The organism is Mesorhizobium sp. M8A.F.Ca.ET.181.01.1.1 (genome assembly GCF_004792025.1).
Taxonomy (GTDB): domain Bacteria; phylum Pseudomonadota; class Alphaproteobacteria; order Rhizobiales; family Rhizobiaceae; genus Mesorhizobium.
On record NZ_SRTV01000001.1, the window covers coordinates 1,323,173 to 1,342,336 of the forward strand.

Genomic DNA, 19,164 nt, shown 5'->3' on the forward strand with positions numbered 1-19,164 from the left:
GAAGGATTGGGCGTGACCGACGACGTAACGAACCAGCCGCCGCCGCTGACGGGCGGCAACGCCTGGCGAGGCGATCCGTTGCTGATCCAGCTTGCCGAGCGCTTTTCCGATCCGGTGCGCAAGGATCTCGACGGGCTTGGCCGTTTCGTGCTCACGCAAGAAGCGCAGGAACTGGCCCGCCTGGCCAATGTCGAGACGCCAAAACTCAGGACGCACGATCGCCAGGGACGGCGCATCGACCTGGTCGAGTTCCATCCGGCCTACCACGCCTTGATGCGCCGTTCGGTGGCCAACGGTCTGCACTCCTCGGTCTGGGAAAATGGCGACGCCGAGATTGGCCGCCGCCATCAGGTGCGGGCCGCCCGTTTCTACCTGACGGCGGAACTCGAGACCGGGCACCTGTGCCCCATCACCATGACCAGCGCCTCGCTGGCGGCATTGATGGCCAGCCCAAAACTGTTTCGCGAATGGGCGCCGCGCGTGACGACCCGCAAATACGACCAGAGCCAGAAGCCGCCGGTCGAGAAGACCGGACTGACGCTCGGCATGGGCATGACCGAGAAGCAGGGCGGCACGGATGTGCGGGCCAATGTGACCAGGGCGGAACGCGTCGGAAGCGGGTTCTACCGCCTGTCGGGACACAAATGGTTCATGTCGGCGCCGATGTCGGATGCCTTCCTGGTGCTGGCGCAGGCGCCGGAGGGGCTGTCGTGCTTCCTGGTGCCACGTGTGCTCGGTGACGGGTCGGGCAATGGCTTTCGCTTCCAGCGGCTGAAGGACAAGCTCGGCAACCGCTCCAACGCGTCTTCCGAAGTCGAGTTCGTCAACGCCATCGGCGAGATGGTCGGCGAGCCCGGCGCCGGCGTCAAGACGATCATGGACATGGTGACGTTGACCCGGCTCGACTGCGCGGTGGCGTCTTCGGCGATCATGCGGGCGGGGCTGGCCGAAGCGATCCATCATGCCCGCCATCGCCAGGTGTTCGGAACCAACCTGATCGAGCAACCGCTTATGCAGCGCGTGCTGGCCGACATGGCGCTCGATGTCGCCGCGGCGACCGCGCTGTCATTCCGGCTGGCGCGTTCCTTCGACGAGGCGGCGAGCGATCGCGGCGAGGCGGCCTTCGCCCGCGCCATGACGCCGGTCGTCAAATACTGGGTCTGCAAGATCGCGCCGCCGCTGCTTTACGAGGCGATGGAATGCCTTGGCGGCAATGGCTATGTCGAGGAAGCTCCACTCGCCCGCTATTACCGTGAAGCGCCTGTCAACGCGATCTGGGAAGGATCGGGCAATGTCATGGCGCTCGACGTGCTGCGCGTGCTTGGCCGCGCGCCCGGCCTTTTCGAAGAGGTGCTGGGCGGCATCGACCGCGACCTCGGCGCCGGCGGGCGCGGCACGATCGGTGTTCTGAAGGCGGCCATGCAGGTGGCTTCGACCGACGAGGGCTCGGCCCGGCTGCTTACGGAACAGCTTGCGCTGTCGGCGGCGGCCGCCGAGTTACGCCGACTGGGGGCAGGGCGGATCGCCGATGCTTTCGTCGAGACGCGGCTCGCGGGCCAGTGGCGCAATACCTACGGTATGCTCGATTCGCGTCACGATGCGCGCATGATCATCGATACGCTCTATCCGCCGGTGAATTGACGCGATGCCGGTCATCGGGGGCGTTGCCGATCCCCGCCGTCGCCGTTAACCTTAACAAATGGTTTCCGTTGCGGCGGCGAACCGCAAAGCCCACTGTCATTCCTGTCGAAGCAGGAATCACGATGCGACACGTATTGACCTCCTTTCTGTCGGTGCACTGGGCGATCGTTTTCGCTCTGCTCGCGCTGATCTGTATCGATGGAAATCGAGGCGTGGCGGCGGCTCTTGGCGTACTCGGCGTGACCGTCGAGAGCGCCCGATTGATCAATCTGGAGAACATCGTCGTGGTCGCTCCACTGGCGACCGCATTGCTGGTCGTGGCGGTGCTGTTCTTCTGGGCCTTTGTCGATACGCTGATCAACGACGCGTCCAGCCCGGGTGCCGACAGCGTCGTTCGCATCGCCTTTATTTCCGCTTCCGGCGTGATGTCGATGATCCTGATCGGCGGCGCTGCCCAAGGCATCAACGGTCTGTTCATGGTGGTGGCTGTGCAATTGGCCGCACTCCTGGCCTCCTATGTCGCGATGCTCGCCGAGCGGCGTTCGGTAGCCGCGTTGGATGAGGACGATTTCCACGCCACGGCGCACAGCATGGCGAAGGCCGCGGCGCATAATTCACTGCTCTCCCTGATATCGGGTCGGACTGGCTCGAACGGAAAGGGAGGCCGCTGATGCGTTACATCTTCGGAATGTGGGCCGCCCCGATGGCAATTTTCTGGGGCTGGTTCTATCTGTCGGCCAACGACATCAATTTCGGCTACGTCATGTTCAGCCGGCAGACGCACGACTTCTTCTTCCAGCTCTACGGCCAGATTCTGGGCATCGACCCATCGATCATCCCCGGAATGGTGGCGAAGACTTGCGTCTTCGACGGGCTTCTGCTGACGGCCTTGTGGGCATTCCGCAGGCGTCGCGAGATTTTGGGCTGGGTCAGCCGGCGCTGGACGGGTCCGGTTCGGTTCGATCGGCTGCATCGAGCGACTGAAGCCGGTCCAAAACTCCCTGCAGAATAAAGGCGGCTGCCGCCGAATCGATCTTGCCGGCGCGTTTGGCGCGCGAGAAGTCCATTTCGATCAGCGTCCGTTCGGCCGCGACCGTCGATAGCCGCTCATCCCAGAACACGAAGGGCAGGTCGCTCAGTTGCGCCATGTTGCGCACGAAGGCGCGCGATTTCTGGGCGCGTGGGCCTTCGGATCCGTCCATGTTGATCGGCAGTCCGATCGCCACCGCGCCGACATTCTCCTTCTCCAGCAACGCCAGAAGGACGGCGGCGTCGATCGAGAATTTCTTTCTGAGGATGACCGGGCGGGGATGGGCGAAGGAGAACCCCCGGTCGGAAACCGCGACACCGATCGTCTTGTCGCCGAGATCGAGCCCCGCCAGGGTCCTGCCGTCGGCGAGGCGCGCCGGCAATTGCTCAATCGTGATGACAGCCAACGGTTTTCCCTCGTCTTTTCGGTAGCACGCGTCTTTTCGAATGCGCGGCGGACACTATACCCTTTGATCTCGGGGCTAGCGGCGTTCTATCCTCTGGCTCGACAAAAATCGAGGAAATGCATTGATGAAATTGACCTGGTACGGCCACTCGGCGTTCCGCATCGAAACCGGTGCCGCGAAAATCCTGATCGACCCTTATTTGATCGGCAACCCGTCCTGGACCGGCGGTTGGGAAGAGCCTGCCGAAGGGATCACGCATGTTCTTTTGACACACGGGCACAGCGACCACATCAGCGGCGCGCTGGAAGTGCTCGGCAAGAGTGGCGCTCAACTGGTCGCCAATTTCGAAATCTGCATGCACCTAGTCGGCAAGGGCGTCAGCGACAAGAAGATCAATCCCGGCAACATCGGCGGCACGGTCGATTGCGGCGGCTTCACCACCACCTTTGTCCAGGCGCTGCACTCCTCCTCCTTTGGCGAAGATGGCGGCAGGAACGTCTATCTCGGCAATCCGGGCGGGCTCGTCCTGCATTTCCCGGATGACCGCACGCTCTATCATATGGGCGATACCGATATCTTTTCCGACATGGCGCTGATCAACGAACTGCACGAGCCGAAGATCGGCATTGTCCCGATCGGCGACCGCTTCACCATGGGCGGCGCGGTGGCGGCCCTTGCCTGCCGCCGCTTCTTCAAGTTCGACACGGTTGTCCCTTGCCATTTCGGCACGTTTCCGATGATCGATCCGACGCCCGAAAAGTTCGAAGCCGGCTTGGAAGGGTCCGGCGTCAAGGTCGCGTTGCCGAAAATCGGCCAAGCGATTACCATCTAGAAACAACGAAAGCGGAACAAATCCATGGCGTTGGGGCGATCTCTTTGCGTTTCGATGGTTGTCGCGGCGTCGCCCGCGCTCGCCGCCGATGATTTCATCGACGGCGTCTATCTGCAGTCCGAGGAGCTTTTGTGGACAGGCCAGGAAGGAGACGCTGCAGACGCTTGTCGATGCCGGCAACAATCGTGCTTTCGGTGCATGGCCTGCAGGGCGTCGAGTATAGCTGCGAGTTCGTTCAAGTCAGCAAGGCGACGGGCTCGCCCAGCTGGGCGGTGACGGCCATCTGCCAGGAACCGGGCTACGTCTTTCCGGATGTCCTGTCGGTGACGCGGATCAGCCCGACGCAGCTCGATCTCGTCTCGGTCCGACCCATCGACGATGAGAGCGAGGCGAGCGGTAACAGCGGCAGCTATTATCTCTGCGAAGGCGTTGCCCTGCCATGAAGCTGTTTGCCCGATTGTCGGCCGGCGCATGTTGCGCGCCGCGCGCCGCGCCGCTATAGCGCGATCTGGTTTTTCCCGAGGCAAATACATGTCCGTTGATGTCAAGACAGTGAAGCGCGTCGCGCATCTCGCCCGCATCGCGGTGAGTGAGGAAGATGCCGAGCGCATGACCGGCGAGTTGAACGCCATTCTGGGCTTCGTCGAACAGTTGAACGAGGTCGATGTTTCCGGTGTCGAACCGATGACCTCGGTGACGCCGATGGAGATGAAGAAGCGCGCGGATGCCGTCACCGACGGCAACAAGGCGGCCGACATCGTCGCCAACGCGCCGGCGACCGACGAGAATTTCTTCCTCGTGCCGAAGGTCGTGGAGTAAGGCGCCGATGGCAATCGAGATCGCCATGGAGACGCCGCTGCAGGACGACGTGCGCGGCCTGGTGAGAGAGCTCAACGAAACCTTGCTCGAATTGACGCCGCCGGAGCATTGCTACCATCTGACTGTCGAGCAGATGGCGGGGCAGGACACGACGGTTTTCATCGCTCGCGACAATGGGATCGCCATTGGTTGCGGCGCGCTGAAGCGGCACGGCGACGCGATCGGCGAGGTCAAGCGCATGTATATCAGGCCATCGCATCGCGGCCGCAAGCTCGGCGCCGGGATCGTCGAGCGGCTTGAGGCGCTGGCGCGCGATGAAGGATTGAAGCGGCTGGTGCTGGAGACCGGTGACCGCCATCCGGCCGCCTGGACCGTCTATGAACGTGCCGGGTTCTCGCGCTGCGGGCCGGTGCTCGATTATCCCGATTCCGAGTGGTCGGTGTTTTACGAAAAGAGCCTATGATGAGCGACCTGACCCAACTAACGATTTCGCAGGCCCGCGCCAAGCTGCGCGCCAAGGAAATCAGCGCGACTGAGCTGACGGAAAGCTATCTCTCGGCGATCGATCGCGCCAATGGCACGCTCAATGCCTATGTCGCGGTGACCGGCGACAAGGCGCGCGAGATGGCCAAGGCGTCGGACGCCAGGCTGCTCAAGGGCGAGGGCGGTGCTCTGGAAGGCATCCCGCTTGGGATCAAGGACCTGTTCGGTACTGAAGGCGTCCATACCCAGGCCTGCAGCCATGTGCTCGACGGCTTCAAGCCGCGCTATGAATCAACCGTCACCTCCAATCTGTGGGCCGACGGCGCGGTCATGCTGGGCAAGCTCAACATGGACGAATTCGCCATGGGCTCGTCCAACGAGACCTCCTACTATGGCCCGGTCATCAATCCGTGGCGGCGTTCGCGCCTCGATACGGTGGTGATGCCCACGACACATCAAGGGGATGGCGGCTTCGTGTCGGCCGGCGGCACGAAGACCCAGCGTAGCCTCGACAATGCACAGCTGGTGCCGGGTGGGTCTTCCGGTGGTTCGGCGACTGCCGTCTCGGCCTTCCTGTGTGCCGGTGCGACGGCGACCGACACCGGTGGCTCGATCCGCCAGCCAGCCGCCTTCACCGGCACTGTTGGCATCAAGCCGACCTACGGCCGCTGCTCGCGCTGGGGCATCGTCGCCTTCGCCTCGTCGCTCGACCAGGCCGGCCCGATCGCTCGCGACGTGCGCGACGCTGCCATTCTTTTGAAATCCATGGCCTCGGTCGATCCGAAGGACACGACGTCAGTCGACAGGCCGGTGCCGGACTACGAGGCTGCGATCGGCAAGCCGATCAAGGGCATGAAGGTCGGCATTCCCAAGGAATACCGCGTCGAGGGCATGCCTGAGGAGATCGAGGCCCTGTGGCAGAAGGGCATTGCCTGGCTCAGGGATGCCGGCGCCGAGATCGTCGACATCTCCCTGCCGCACACCAAATACGCGCTGCCGGCCTATTACATCGTGGCTCCCGCCGAGGCGTCGTCCAACCTCGCCCGCTATGACGGCGTCCGCTACGGCTTGCGCGTGCCAGGCAAGGACATTGTCGAGATGTACGAGAAGACGCGTGCCGCCGGCTTCGGCCGCGAGGTCAAGCGCCGTATCATGATCGGCACCTACGTGCTGTCGGCCGGCTACTACGACGCCTACTATCTGCAGGCGCAGAAGGTGCGCAACCTGATCAAGCGCGACTTCGAAAACGTCTTCGCCGCCGGTGTCGATGTCATCCTGACGCCCGCGACCCCGTCCGCCGCCTTCGGCATCGCCGACGAGGACATGGCCGCCGATCCGGTCAAGATGTACCTCAACGACATTTTCACGGTCACCGTGAACATGGCCGGTCTGCCCGGCATTGCGGTGCCCGCCGGCCTCGATCCCAAGGGATTGCCGCTCGGCCTGCAGCTGATCGGCCGGCCGTTCGAGGAAGAGACATTGTTCCAGACCGCCGCCGTCATCGAGCAGGCGGCCGGCACATTCCATCCGGAGAAGTGGTGGTAAGGGTATCGCTCGTCTGACGCATGCCCCCGAAAATCGCGATCGATTTTCGGATAGGATCATGCGTGAAACTGAAGCATTACGGCGTCCTTGACGCTGTAAGGGTGGAGCGATGTTCTACTATCTTTCCAAGGTCTTCTGGTTCTTCATCCAGCCACTCAACCTGACAATCTTCCTGCTTTTGGCGGGGCTGATCGCGGGGATGATCGGCCGGCGGCGGCTTGCCGTCACCGGCAGTGTGCTGGCGTTTTTGATCCTTGCGCTGTCGGCCTGGACGTCGCTCGGCGCCATGATGCTCAATCCGCTGGAGGAACGCTTTCCAAAGCCGTCGCTGCCGGAGAAAGTGGACGGCATCGCCGTGCTCGGCGGCGGCTTCGAGGGCGCTATCAACCTCGTGCACGGCGGCCATGAATTGAACAGCAGCGGCGATCGCATGGTCGAGACCGCAATCCTCGCCCGGCGTTTCCCGCGGGCAAAAGTGGTGGTCTCCGGTGGAAACGGCTCACTGTTCTTCGATGGCGAAGGTGATGCCGACACGGCGCCACGCCTGCTCGAGGCGCTGGGTGTACCGGCCGACCGTCTGATCCTCGAAGACAAATCCCGTAACACTTACGAGAACGCGGTCTTCAGCCGCGAACTGGTCAAACCCAAGCCGGGCGAGACATGGCTGCTAGTGACATCAGCCTTTCACATGCCCCGCGCCAAGGCGCTGTTCGACAAGGCCGGTTTTCCAACCGTTCCATGGCCGGTCGACTATCGTACCTCGGGCAAGGAAGGCATCGGCCTGTTCCGAGACAACCCGTCCGACTCGCTGCAGGCGACCACGATGGCGGTTCGCGAGTGGATCGGACTTTTGGCCTATTGGCTTTCCGGGCGCATCGATCAGCCGTTTCCGGCGCCGGGCGGCTGACCGATGACGGCGCGCCGCGCTGCCGAGAAGAACTGGCGCCGCACCAGGACGGCCAGCAGCAGAAGCGTCGACAGCACGAACACCAGGGGATCGACGAACCAGCCGAGATAGCCGATCGAGAAGAACACGCCGCGCAGGCCCGAGTTGAAATGCTTGCCGGCCAGCATGTTCATCTGTGTCGCGCGCCACACGGCCGTTTGCGTGACCGGATTGCGCGAGGCTTCGCCATGCGGGATCGGCACCGCGCCGATCAGGATCGAGCAATAGTTGAACAGCCGGTAGGCCCAGCCGAACTTGAAGAAGGAAAAGGCGAGAATCAGCACCAGCCCCAGCACCTTGATCTGAAAAGCGGCTCGATCCGGCACGCCGCCCAGCGGGAGGTCGCTGAGAACCTCGATGACGCGGTCCGACGCGCCAAGCAGGGCGAAACAGCCGCCGAGCGCGATCAGCGAACTGGAGGCGAAGAAGGCGGTTCCCTGCTGCAGGCCGCTCATGATGGCGGTGTCGACGATGCGGATCTCACGCTCGGCCATGGTGCGCATCCAGGCCTCGCGCTGCGCATTCATGGCGGTCGTCAGCGACATGCGGCTAACCAGCTTGCCATCGGACGCGAGCGTGTGCAGCACCCACGCAAGGAGGAAAAAGCCAAGCGCCCCGAGATCGGCCGCCGACAGATAGGAGGAATCGCCCATGGTTGAGTTTACCATATCCCGCGCGATCGCTTCGATCGCCGCATACGGCGACAGTCAATCAATGTCGCTGCCGGAGCAAACAAGGTCGGCAGGTGCTGCGCCGCGATCGTCAAAAGAGCGGAAACATCCCGGGAATTCCTATATGTATTCCTCGACGTGACCCAGGAGACAGCGTGTTCCTTTCCGTTTTCGACCTGTTCAAGATCGGCATTGGCCCTTCGAGCTCGCACACGATGGGTCCGATGACGGCCGCGCGCCGCTTTCTCGAAGAGGTCGCGGGCGACGACTGGCCGCGCCCCGCCGGTGCCAAGGTCGACCGCATCGCTGCCAGCCTGCATGGCTCGCTCGCCTATACCGGCATCGGCCATGGCAGCGACCGTGCCGTCATTCTCGGCCTTGCCGGCCAGACGCCGCAAACGGTCGACCCCGACCAGGCCGACGGCATCATCAGCCGCATCGCTGCCGACAAGCTGATTTCACCGCCCGGTCATCCCTCCTACCATTTCGACCCGGCCACCGATCTGGTGCTCGACCGCAAGACGCCGCTCACCGGTCACGCCAACGGCATGGCGTTCCATGCCCACGACGCGGGCGGCCGGCTGCTGCTCAAGCGCATCTACTATTCGATCGGCGGCGGGTTCGTGGTTTCGGAAGAAGAGCTGCAACGGATGAAGGTCAAGGGCTCGGTCACGACCGAGGGCAAGAAAGTGCCGTATCCCTTCAAGAACGCGGTCGAGATGCTGAAGATGGCGGCCAAGAGCGGCCTTTCCATCGCCGACATGAAGCGCACCAACGAGGAAACGCAGATGTCGCGCGAGAAGCTCGACACCGGCCTCGATGCCATCTGGGGCGCGATGAAGAGCTGCATCGACCGTGGCCTGTCGCAGGACGGAATAATGCCGGGCGGGCTGAAGGTGCGGCGGCGCGCCAGGCAGCTCCATGACAAATTGCAGGAGCAGTGGCAGCAGAACCGGCCGAACCCGCTGCTCGCCAATGACTGGCTGTCGATCTACGCGATGGCCGTGAACGAAGAGAATGCGGCCGGCGGGCGTGTCGTCACCGCGCCGACCAACGGCGCGGCCGGCACTCTGCCGGCGGTGCTGCGCTACTGGCTGCATTTCCATCCCGAGGCCGACCAGCCGAGCATCCGCGATTTCCTGCTGACGGCAGCGGCCGTCGGCGGCATCATCAAGTCCAATGCGTCCATCTCCGGCGCCGAGGTCGGCTGCCAGGGCGAGGTGGGCTCAGCTTCGGCGATGGCGGCCGCCGGCCTGTGCGCCGTCATGGGCGGCACGCCCGAACAGGTCGAGAATGCCGCCGAAATCGCGCTCGAACATCATCTCGGCATGACCTGCGACCCGGTCGGCGGGCTGGTGCAGGTGCCGTGCATCGAACGCAACGCGCTGGGTGCCGTCAAGGCGGTCACGGCCGCGTCCCTGGCGATCAAGGGCGACGGCGTGCATTTCGTGCCGCTCGACGCCGCGATCGAGACCATGCGCCAGACCGGCCTCGACATGAACGAGAAGTACAAGGAAACCAGCCTTGGCGGTCTTGCCGTCAATGTCGTTGAGTGTTGAGATCTGGCCCAAACCGGCACTGTGGAGAAGTCCGCCAGGCCGTTGACGTCCTGGCGCCCCGGGCTAACCTTAGCGCATGGCTCTCAATCTCCTAAAGCTTTGCGTCGGCTGCGACAGTGTCGAGGATCTCGAAGACTGGATCGCCTTCCGTCTCGACGAGCGCCGCCGTGCCGGCGAACCAGCCGAACACTGGCACACCACCCGCATGGTGCCGACACGTGGCGACGAGGTCACCGATGGCGGCTCGCTCTACTGGGTGATCAAGGGCAGCGTGCAATGCCGGCAGTTGATCACGGAGATCCGGCCGTTCACCGATGACGATGGCATCGGCCGCTGCCATTTGATGCTCGATCCCGAGGTGGTGCGCACCGACTGGCAGCCGCGCCGCGCCTTCCAGGGCTGGCGTTATCTGAAGCCAACGGACGCCCCGGCGGATCTCGGCAAGGGCAAGGCGGGGCTGGTCGAGATGCCGCCGAAACTCAGGCGCGAGCTCGCCGATCTCGGCCTGCTCTAGACATTTCTGGCCCTCAAACTTGCTTCGCACTGGACTTGCAAGCGACGCGACGACGCCACATCTTGAAATCCATGCGCGAGGAAGAACTGTCGAAGTCGACACAGGCCGCGGCGTTGGAGAACCAGCTCGTATGATGGTCCTCTTCCAGCGGGGGTAAAGGCCATGATTCTGGCGCAGAAAAAGTGTTGAAGGACATCACGCGGCTGTCCAGGCGGACAGGATATCTGCGGGGCGATGGGAAATGTTAGGCGCAATTATCGTTGTGGTCGCGTTGTTGCTGGTGCTCCTGGGGTTGGCCATGGCCTTTCTCCGTGCGGATCCGGCGCAACTCGCAAGCGGGATGAGAACCTTGGGGCCGATCCTGCTGGCGCTGATCGGCGGCGCCGTGCTCGTGGTCGGGGGTCAAGGCATCGGCGGCATTATCCTGTTCGTGGCAATCGCCTGGTATGGCGCCACGCGTACCGGGCGCCCAAATGCCAGGCCAATTGCTGGAAAACGCTCAACCGTGCGGACAGCGGCACTCGAGATGGAACTCGATCACGATACGGGCGGCCTTGAAGGGCTGGTTCTTGCCGGCCGCCACGATGGCAAGATGCTTGGCTCGATGACCCAGGCGGAATTGCAGCATCTCTACCGCGAGCTCTCCGGCGATCCGGAGAGCCGCCAGCTGCTAGAGACGTATCTTGACGGCAGATTTCCCGTCTGGCGCAAAAACGCTGAGACGAACGGTGGCGAAGGGCTGGGTGTTGCGCCAGGTCCGGGCGCCATGACTAAGGAGGAGGCCTACAAGGTCCTTGGTCTTGAAGCGGGGGCCGCCGCGGCGGATGTCCGCAAGGCGCACCGCCGCCTGATGCAGCGCCTGCACCCCGACATCGGCGGCACGTCTTTCCTGGCGGCGCGGATTAACGAAGCCAAGGACGTCTTGCTCTCCAATCACAACTAGTCTCCTTCGACGCAATATTCTTCCGGGAGAAATCTTCCACGCAGTCCTATTGCTGGACGGCGTAGCACTCGATTTTCTTCTTCTTCAAAGCGGTGCAGGCCTTCCAGGCGGCGTCCTTCGACCCAAAGCCGCCGAAACGGGCGCGGTAGTAAGTGACGCCGCCCTTGTCGAAAGCGGCGGTGAAGCCGGAAGCGTCGGCCAGCACCTTGGGAGCCTGCTTGGTGGTCTTGTCGAGGAAAGCCTGAGCTTCGGACTGGTTGGGCGAGGAGGCAACCTGAATGGCCCAGCCTGACGGAACCGAAGCGGTGCTGACCGGATCGACGGCGGCCGGGGCGGGCTCGGCATAGGCGGCCACGACCTGCGCGGTGGCGACCTTGGGGGCGGAGACGATGACCGTCTTCACCTTCTTTGCCGGAACAACCAGCTTGGACGCCTCTGCCTCGGCTGTATCCTCGTCCTCGCTGTCGCCCTGGGCAACTGTGGCGTCGTCCGCGACAGCCGTGGTCGTGTCGTCCGCGATAGCCGTATCGGCTTCCGCGACGGCCACCGGCTTTTCGTCCGGGGTCGGCGCGTCGTGCTTGGGCAGGAGAACCTTCGCAAGTGCCTTGATTGGATTGCTGTCCGCCTTGGCGACCAGATCGCCGCCACCGCGGGTCGAGGCCCTCGGCAGGTAGGTGTTGATCAGGCCAGCCATCTGGTTGTCGCGGCTGCCGCCCGACGTGCCGCCCATGACAACGGCGACAAGGCGGCGGTTGCCGTCATTAACGGACGAGACGAGATTGAAGCCGGAGGCGCGGGTATAGCCGGTCTTGATGCCGTCGACGCCCTTGATGCGCCCGAGCAGGCGGTTGTGGCCATTGATGCGCTGGCGACCGTAGAGAAAGGACCGCTGCGCGAAATAGCCGTAGTACTGGGGGAAATGTTCCCGCAGCGCGATGCCGAGCGTGGCCATGTCGCGCGCGGTGGTGAACTGCCCCGGATCCGGCAGGCCGTTGGCGTTGCGGAAGACGGTGCCGTCCATGCCGAGCTGCCGCGCCTTGGCCGTCATCATGCGGGCGAAATTGGTTTCGTTGCCGCCGATCATTTCGCCAAGCGCGGTCGCCGAGTCGTTGGCCGACTTGGTGACTATCGACAGGATCGCCGTCTCGACCGTGACCGATCCGCCCGGCTTTACGCCCAGTTTGGTCGGTGCCTCGGCGGAGGCATGGGCCGAAAACACGACTGGCGAGTTTCTGCTGATCTTGCCCTTCGCCATCGCTTCGAAGGTCAGATAGAGCGTCATCATCTTGGTCAGCGAGGCAGGATAGCGCCGGCCATCCGCGTTTGCCGAATAGAGCACCTTGCCGGTCTTGGCGTCGACGACGATGGCCGCTGACTTTGCCGCGAGCGACGATGCCGCATCCGCGACGACGAATGTCATCGCCATGGCGAGGATCATGATCGTTTTGAGAGGGGACGCGGATTTGGAAACGATGCCCGACAACGCCTGACGCACTGGTAGTTCCTTTGAATTTCTCGTTGCGCTGGAGGCGGCAAAGGGATCCTGCCTCGCTTCCGGCCAAGCTAGCGGGGCAGCGTTACCAATCCGTTTATGGTAACCGCCGCGTTCACCATTTTCTGGTGGTTTGAGCCTTCCTTTATTCGAATTTTAGCCATTGCCGGTGCCGGCGGGGTGGCGAGCCCTTGAATTCTTGACTTTTGTGCGGCGCACAATATATTATCATGCATTGCACAACGGCGCTCGGGGCAGGGCGCTTCAACCGTCCAGGGAGAGTATGAAATGACCCAGACCTATGAGGACTTCAGCAAGTACGGCAAGGAGTTCGCCGACACCGGATTGAAGAGCTTCGCCTCTTTGTCCAAGGGCGCGCAGGCGATCGCCACCGAGGCCGGCGAATACACCAAGAAGAGCTTCGAAGCCGGCAGCGCCGCGTTCGAGAAGCTGTTCTCGGCCAAGTCGCTGGACAAGGCGATCGAGATCCAGTCCGACTATGCCAAGCAGTCCTACGAGGCGTTCGTCGCCGAGGCCACCAAGATTGGCGACCTCTATGCCGAACTCGCCAAGGAAGCCTACAAGCCGTTCGAATCGATCGTTGCCAAGGCGAAGTAATTTTCGCCCGACAATTTTCAAGATCCGGCCCTTCGTGGGTGGGGCAGAACCCGGTCGTGGAAACGCGACCGGGTTTTTTCATGCCAGTTTCCGATCCGCGACAGCGTAGCGCTTCACGAATGCGAAAATCCGCCAAGTTGGTCACCTAGCCATATTGTCAGCTAACCAGAAGGGCTTAAAATCGTCCATCGAACACCTACATGTCGAACTCGCATGAGGATTCGAAGAGGCAGGATTACGTGACGATCGGTTTGACTGCCACGAGACGAGTGGCGCGGATGCAAAACGGCGGCGGCGACGGCAATGAGGCCGGCCGCGGGACGGCCGTTATCACGCGCACCAAAACCAAGACCAAGAAGCCCAGCCTTTACCGGGTCCTCATCCTCAACGACGACTACACTCCGATGGAGTTCGTGGTTCACGTGCTGGAACGTTTTTTCCAGAAGGACCGCGAAGCCGCCACACGCATCATGCTTCATGTTCACAATCATGGAGTGGGCGAGTGCGGGGTCTATACATTCGAGGTGGCCGAGACCAAAGTGTCCCAGGTCATGGATTTCGCCCGACAGAATCAGCATCCGCTGCAATGCGTGATGGAGAAGAAGTGAGGTAACATGCCGGCTTTCTCCCAAGGCCTGGAAAAGGCGCTTCATCAAGCGCTGACGCTCGCCAACGAGCGGCACCATGAATATGCAACCCTTGAACACCTGCTGCTCGCGCTTATCGACGACACCGAGGCGGCCGCCGTCATGCGCGCTTGCAACGTCGATCTCGACGAGCTGAAGCATACCGTTCTGACCTACATCGATACCGAGCTCGACAATCTGGTCACCGGCTACGATGAGGATTCCAAACCGACGGCCGGTTTCCAGCGCGTGATCCAGCGCGCGGTGATCCATGTGCAGTCATCCGGCCGCGAGGAAGTGTCGGGTGCCAACGTGCTCGTCGCCATCTTCGCCGAGCGCGAAAGCCATGCCGCCTATTTCCTGCAGGAACAGCAGATGACCCGCTACGACGCGGTCAACTACATCTCGCATGGCATCGCCAAGCGTCCGGGCGCGTCGGAGAACCGCACGCCGCGCGGCGCAGATGACGAGCAGGGCGGCCAGAACGGCGCCGAACCGCAGGAGGAAGGCGGCAAGAAGAAGCAGCAGCAGGACGCGCTGACCGCTTATTGCGTCAACCTCAACAACAAGGCCAAGGCCGGCAAGATCGATCCGCTGATCGGTCGTGAGAGCGAGATCAACCGCACCATCCAGGTGCTGTGCCGCCGTTCCAAGAACAACCCGCTCTATGTCGGCGATCCCGGCGTCGGCAAGACGGCGATCGCCGAGGGCCTCGCCAAGCGCATCGTCGAGGGCGACGTGCCGGAAGTGCTGCACAATGCCACCATCTTCGCGCTCGACATGGGCACGCTTTTGGCCGGCACGCGCTATCGCGGCGATTTCGAGGAACGGCTGAAGCAGGTCGTCAAGGAGCTCGAGGATTATCCGGGCGCAGTGCTGTTCATCGACGAGATCCATACGGTGATCGGCGCCGGCGCGACTTCGGGCGGCGCGATGGACGCGTCGAACCTGTTGAAGCCGGCTCTGTCGTCGGGTGCAATACGTTGCATCGGTTCGACCACCTACAAGGAATTCCGTCAGTTCTTCGAGAAGGATCGTGCGCTGGTGCGACGCTTCCAGAAGATCGACGTCAACGAGCCGACCATCGAGGACGCCATCGAGATCATGAAGGGCCTGAAGCCCTATTATGAGGAATTCCACAAGGTGAAGTTCACCAACGAGGCGATCAAGGCCTCGGTGGAGCTGTCGGCGCGCTACATTAACGACCGCAAGCTGCCGGACAAGGCGATCGACGTGATCGACGAGACCGGCGCCTCGCAGATGCTGGTGCCGGAAGCCAAGCGCAAGAAGACGATCGGCATCAAGGAAATCGAAGCGACGATCGCTACCATGGCGCGCATCCCGCCGAAGACGGTTTCGGCCGATGACGAGAAGGTGCTGCAGGGCCTGGACATCGAGCTCAAGCGCGTCGTCTATGGCCAGGACACCGCCATCACCGCGTTGACCTCGGCGATCAAGCTGGCACGTGCCGGTCTGCGCGAACCGGAGAAGCCGATCGGCTCCTACCTGTTCTCTGGGCCAACGGGTGTCGGCAAGACGGAAGTCGCCAAGCAGCTGGCCGCCTCGCTGGGCGTCGAACTGATCCGCTTCGACATGTCGGAATACATGGAACGCCACACCGTCTCGCGGCTGATCGGCGCGCCTCCCGGCTATGTCGGCTTCGATCAGGGCGGCCTTTTGACCGACGGTGTCGACCAGCATCCGCACTGCGTGCTGCTGCTGGACGAGGTCGAAAAGGCGCATCCGGACCTGTTCAACATCCTGTTGCAGGTTATGGACCACGGCAAGCTGACCGACCACAACGGCAAGCAGATCGACTTCCGCAATGTCATACTGATCATGACCACCAATGCGGGCGCATCCGATGCGCAGCGCGCGGCGATCGGTTTCGGTTCGACCAAGCGCGAAGGCGACGATGTCGAGGCGATCAACCGGCTGTTCACGCCGGAATTCCGCAATCGCCTCGATGCGATCATTCCGTTCGGCTCGCTGCCGGTGCCGGTCATCCACCAGGTGGTACAGAAGTTCGTCATGCAGCTGGAAGCCCAGCTTTCAGAGCGTGGCGTCACCTTCGACCTGTCGCCGGACGCGATCGCCTGGCTCGCCGACAAGGGCTATGACGAACGCATGGGTGCGCGTCCGCTCGGCCGCGTCATCCAGGAGCACATCAAGAAGCCGCTGGCCGACGAGGTGCTGTTCGGCAAGCTGAAGAAGGGCGGCACGGTGCGCGTCACCGTCGAGAAGAAGGAAACCGGCGAGACCGGCCTCAAGCTCGAATCGCTTGCCGACGAGGCGCCGGTGAAGCCGAAGAAGGAAGAGCCGGAAGACGCGCCGAAGCCACCCAAAGCCGTGGCCAGGAAGCCCGCGGCAAAGAAGGTCGTGGCGCAGAAACCGGAGCCCAAGGGCAAGGACGGCGGCAAGCGCAGCCTTGTACCGCAACTGCCCAGAAAGGGCTGAGCCTGGCGAAAGTCGAAAAAGCCCCGGAAACGGGGCTTTTTTCATGGAAACAATGAGGTGGCGCGTGGCCGGGCAAATCATCATCCTCAACGGCGCGCCGCGTTCGGGAAAGTCGAGTATAGCCGAGGCCATCGGGGAGAGCTTTGACGGTCCATGGATGAATCTTGGCGTTGACAGCTATGAGCAGATCACGCCGCCGCGATATCGTCCCGGAATAGGCCTGCGCCCTGGCGGCGAGCGGCCCGATCTGGAAGTTTTCGTGCCGCGCTTCTATGCGGCCCTCTATGAATCGATCGCGGCGCATAGTCGATTGGGGCTGAATGTCGTTGCGGATGTCGGCCACCACGACGCTTATTCGAAACCGCTCCACATCCTGGCCGATTGCGCGAGGCGGCTCGCCGGCCTGCCGGTCCTGTTTGTTGGCGTTCGCTGCCCGATCGAGGTCATCATGGAAAGGCGCGCCGCCAGCGCCGCGGGCGGGAACTACGTTACCGGCGCGCCCGGTGATCCCGTGCCTTTGCCTGTACGCCTGTGGCAGGGAGAAGTGCACCGGCCTGGCGTGTATGATTTGGAAGTCGATACGTCACGCCTCGGTGTCGGGCAATGCGCGGATGCGATCCGCCAGCAGTTTCTGAAGGGAGTGGTGGCGCCAACGGCATTTCAGAGGCTTTCGGATCCGGCTTTTGCGGCGCTCCGGTCTTCCTGATCCAATTGTCCGCAAATGATTTGGCGTGGATAAGCGCCGTCGGCCATGGCCAGGCCATCCGCCGGTTGCGGCGTTAAACAAATGAGTGGCAGCGCGCCGAGGCCGGACAGCTCTTCCAAAACGGTAATAGTTCTTGCGTCCGCCCGGGACAACGCCGCGCCGGTGATTTTCCAGATCGCAAGGGCAATAAGCGCGCCGGCGTAGCCGTCAATGGCATAGTGCCAGCCAAGGACCACCGAACCGAGCATGATGAGCACCGCGAATATCCACATCAAAGTGCCAAGGCTGACCGATAGCCTGGTGGCATAGAGGGCAATGAGCACGGCCGACGCGACATGCATGGAGGGAAATGCCGATATGCCCATGCTGCCCGAAGGCAAACCCTGATAACCGTCCCACAACCTGTCCTGCAGGGAAAGGGCCCAGATCGGATACTGCCGATTTGCCGATTGAAGTGCGTCCATCAACGGTTGATAGAGATCGCCAAGGCCGAGCCTGGCGTAATAGCAAGGGCCGGCCGATGAGAATATCAGGGCAATGCCGAAGCCGCCTATCAGCCAGACCAGCATGAAGCTGAGCAGAAACTGATGTCGCAGCAGGGAATCGCGAGCCGCCGCGACGCTTGAAAAGATCGCCGAGAGCAGCACCACGAACCAAAGATTGTAACAAAGATTGAGAAAATGAACGGCCAGGGGGCTTTCGACGATCCACCAGACCCATTGGTAAGTAGGGCGGCCGAAATGCAGGCCGACGCTGAATTGTGCAAAGGCTTGGTCCCAGGAGAAAGGCGCCAGCAACGCGATCGCTCCTTTCAGTACCGTGAAGCCGGATATAAAAGCCATGATCGCGACCAGCCCGTTCACGCCGTTGGCGATGCGCCTTCGATCAGACAGCAACTCCCAGAATGAATTCAGGAAAAGACGGAGCGGCGAGGTGGCGCCGTCGACAATGGCCAGCCATAACAGGCGGAATGCCGCGTAGACACATCCGACAACCCAGGAATACACCCCCAGGTAGAAGCCGTATTCGACAAGCAGTCCAAAATCCGGCCGGTTGCCGACCCGGGCGCCAATCATGAAACTTAGTCCGAGTGTAAACAGGGCGACCGCATGAATAGCGCGGTGGCGATAAAATGATTCGGCCAAAAGATGCAGGAAGGCGCCGCTCGCGCTGGCGCCAGGCTGCCTGCCTAAAGTTTCCGAAATATCCCGCATCGCCCGTCCTCCGCGAAAACATGCCCCGGAAAGGCTTGCAAAGGTATGAACAAAGTAATCGCAGGCTGTAATACAGGCGACACCATGATCTGCCGGTTTATAAAGGATTAAAATCCGCTCTGGAGGGCGCCGCGGATCTTGTCTGCGTTCCGCGCCAGCACTTCCGGATTCTCCATCGGGCCCGTGTGCGGCTTCAGGGGGATGCCGTCGAAGCGCGGGATGACATGGACATGCAGGTGATAGACGGTTTGTCCGGATGCAGGCTCATTGAACTGCATGATGGTGACGCCGTCGGCATTGAAAGCCTTCCTGACCGCCTGTGCCACTTTCTGAACGACCGTGAAAAGGAGGGCGAATGTCGAGGGCTCGGCGTCGAGCAGATTGCGCGACGGCGCTTTCGGCACCACCAGCGTATGGCCTGGTCCTTGCGGCATCACATCCATGAAAGCCACGACAGCCTCGTCCTCGTACACACGGTGCGAGGGTATTTCGCCGCGCAGGATTTTGGCGAAGATGTTGTCGGTGTCATAGGCCTCAGTCATGGCGAACGCTCCGGAGTGTGCCTTTGCCGTCCGGTGTAACGAAGCCGCCTCCGAGCGGCAAGACGAAGCTGCGGGGAGATCGATCGAGATCGACCATGCCGGCCTCGACGAGCGCGCGAT

20 protein-coding genes and 1 pseudogene are annotated in these 19,164 nt (G+C 62.4%); 16 read left to right on the forward strand and 5 right to left on the reverse strand.

Features of this window, described 5'->3' with window-relative positions; translation table 11 throughout:
- Window positions 1–12: 12 nt before the first annotated feature.
- From EN824_RS06460 to EN824_RS06470, 3 genes are all read left to right on the forward strand, one after another.
- Entirely contained in the window at window positions 13–1,641 is a 1,629-nt protein-coding gene (locus EN824_RS06460) for a DNA alkylation response protein (protein ID WP_127278351.1), read from the forward strand.
- 122 nt (window positions 1,642–1,763) lie between these two features.
- Window positions 1,764–2,312: a hypothetical protein gene (locus EN824_RS06465; protein ID WP_127278350.1), complete on the forward strand. Its 549-nt coding sequence runs from the start codon at window positions 1,764–1,766 to the stop codon at window positions 2,310–2,312.
- Complete coding sequence (locus EN824_RS06470) at window positions 2,312–2,653, forward strand: DUF6105 family protein (protein WP_127278349.1); 342 nt, start codon at window positions 2,312–2,314, stop codon at window positions 2,651–2,653. The genes EN824_RS06465 and EN824_RS06470 overlap by 1 nt, the downstream gene beginning before the upstream one ends.
- Here EN824_RS06470 and ruvX read toward each other — a convergent pair.
- On the reverse strand, window positions 2,571–3,077 hold the full coding sequence (gene ruvX, locus EN824_RS06475) for a Holliday junction resolvase RuvX (RefSeq protein WP_127278348.1): 507 nt from the start codon (window positions 3,075–3,077) through the stop codon (window positions 2,571–2,573). The genes EN824_RS06470 and ruvX overlap by 83 nt on opposite strands.
- Before the next feature lie 124 nt (window positions 3,078–3,201).
- On the opposite strand from ruvX, the gene EN824_RS06480 reads away from it, so the two are divergent.
- From EN824_RS06480 to EN824_RS06505, 6 genes and pseudogenes are all read left to right on the forward strand, one after another.
- Entirely contained in the window at window positions 3,202–3,909 is a 708-nt protein-coding gene (locus tag EN824_RS06480) for a metal-dependent hydrolase (protein WP_127278347.1), read from the forward strand.
- Between the two features lie 24 nt (window positions 3,910–3,933).
- A pseudogene (locus EN824_RS06485) lies at window positions 3,934–4,352 on the forward strand (hypothetical protein).
- Between the two features lie 88 nt (window positions 4,353–4,440).
- Window positions 4,441–4,728 carry an Asp-tRNA(Asn)/Glu-tRNA(Gln) amidotransferase subunit GatC gene (gene gatC, locus EN824_RS06490; RefSeq protein ID WP_127280125.1) on the forward strand — a complete coding sequence of 96 codons (288 nt, stop codon included), beginning with the start codon at window positions 4,441–4,443 and terminating at the stop codon, window positions 4,726–4,728.
- A 7-nt stretch (window positions 4,729–4,735) separates the two neighbouring features.
- The gene (locus tag EN824_RS06495) at window positions 4,736–5,191 is read left to right on the forward strand and encodes a GNAT family N-acetyltransferase (protein ID WP_127280124.1); all 456 of its coding nucleotides are present in this window, start codon (window positions 4,736–4,738) and stop codon (window positions 5,189–5,191) included.
- Window positions 5,191–6,756 carry an amidase family protein gene (locus EN824_RS06500; RefSeq protein ID WP_135931990.1) on the forward strand — a complete coding sequence of 522 codons (1,566 nt, stop codon included), beginning with the start codon at window positions 5,191–5,193 and terminating at the stop codon, window positions 6,754–6,756. Before EN824_RS06495 ends, EN824_RS06500 begins: the two co-directional genes overlap by 1 nt.
- 109 nt (window positions 6,757–6,865) lie before the next feature.
- Window positions 6,866–7,663 carry a YdcF family protein gene (locus EN824_RS06505; RefSeq protein ID WP_135931991.1) on the forward strand — a complete coding sequence of 266 codons (798 nt, stop codon included), beginning with the start codon at window positions 6,866–6,868 and terminating at the stop codon, window positions 7,661–7,663.
- Here the strand turns inward: EN824_RS06505 and EN824_RS06510 are convergent.
- Window positions 7,636–8,355, reverse strand: a complete 720-nt coding sequence (locus EN824_RS06510; protein WP_135915892.1) for a DUF599 domain-containing protein — start codon at window positions 8,353–8,355, stop codon at window positions 7,636–7,638. The genes EN824_RS06505 and EN824_RS06510 overlap by 28 nt on opposite strands.
- 173 nt (window positions 8,356–8,528) lie before the next feature.
- On the opposite strand from EN824_RS06510, the gene EN824_RS06515 reads away from it, so the two are divergent.
- From EN824_RS06515 to EN824_RS06525, 3 genes are all read left to right on the forward strand, one after another.
- Window positions 8,529–9,932, forward strand: coding sequence for an L-serine ammonia-lyase (locus EN824_RS06515; RefSeq protein WP_135915893.1), 1,404 nt, complete (start codon window positions 8,529–8,531; stop codon window positions 9,930–9,932).
- 76 nt (window positions 9,933–10,008) lie between these two features.
- Window positions 10,009–10,446, forward strand: coding sequence for a DUF1489 family protein (locus EN824_RS06520; protein WP_135915894.1), 438 nt, complete (start codon window positions 10,009–10,011; stop codon window positions 10,444–10,446).
- Window positions 10,447–10,687: 241 nt separating this feature from the next.
- Window positions 10,688–11,389 (forward strand): DnaJ domain-containing protein, encoded by a 702-nt coding sequence (locus tag EN824_RS06525; RefSeq protein WP_135931992.1) that lies wholly within the window; start codon window positions 10,688–10,690, stop codon window positions 11,387–11,389.
- Window positions 11,390–11,435: 46 nt separating this feature from the next.
- Here the strand turns inward: EN824_RS06525 and EN824_RS06530 are convergent, their stop codons facing one another.
- Window positions 11,436–12,884 (reverse strand): D-alanyl-D-alanine carboxypeptidase, encoded by a 1,449-nt coding sequence (locus EN824_RS06530; RefSeq protein ID WP_127280384.1) that lies wholly within the window; start codon window positions 12,882–12,884, stop codon window positions 11,436–11,438.
- 285 nt (window positions 12,885–13,169) lie between these two features.
- On the opposite strand from EN824_RS06530, the gene EN824_RS06535 reads away from it, so the two are divergent.
- The 4 genes from EN824_RS06535 (at window position 13,170) to EN824_RS06550 (ending at window position 17,288) form a co-directional block, all read left to right on the forward strand.
- Window positions 13,170–13,499, forward strand: a complete 330-nt coding sequence (locus EN824_RS06535) for a phasin family protein (protein WP_095774324.1) — start codon at window positions 13,170–13,172, stop codon at window positions 13,497–13,499.
- A 278-nt stretch (window positions 13,500–13,777) separates the two neighbouring features.
- Window positions 13,778–14,107: an ATP-dependent Clp protease adapter ClpS gene (gene clpS, locus EN824_RS06540; RefSeq protein WP_010909565.1), complete on the forward strand. Its 330-nt coding sequence runs from the start codon at window positions 13,778–13,780 to the stop codon at window positions 14,105–14,107.
- A gap of 6 nt (window positions 14,108–14,113) precedes the next feature.
- Window positions 14,114–16,582, forward strand: coding sequence for an ATP-dependent Clp protease ATP-binding subunit ClpA (clpA, locus tag EN824_RS06545; protein ID WP_135931993.1), 2,469 nt, complete (start codon window positions 14,114–14,116; stop codon window positions 16,580–16,582).
- A 64-nt stretch (window positions 16,583–16,646) separates the two neighbouring features.
- Window positions 16,647–17,288, forward strand: coding sequence for a chloramphenicol phosphotransferase (locus EN824_RS06550; RefSeq protein WP_245464402.1), 642 nt, complete (start codon window positions 16,647–16,649; stop codon window positions 17,286–17,288).
- On the opposite strand, the gene EN824_RS06555 is transcribed toward EN824_RS06550, so the two are convergent.
- Window positions 17,243–18,502 (reverse strand): phosphatase PAP2 family protein, encoded by a 1,260-nt coding sequence (locus tag EN824_RS06555; protein WP_135931994.1) that lies wholly within the window; start codon window positions 18,500–18,502, stop codon window positions 17,243–17,245. The two genes, EN824_RS06550 and EN824_RS06555, sit on opposite strands and share 46 nt — an antisense overlap.
- 107 nt (window positions 18,503–18,609) lie before the next feature.
- A complete protein-coding gene (locus tag EN824_RS06560) occupies window positions 18,610–19,044 on the reverse strand; it encodes an HIT family protein (RefSeq protein ID WP_127278897.1) in 435 nt (144 codons plus the stop codon).
- Window positions 19,045–19,164: the final 120 nt, after the last annotated feature.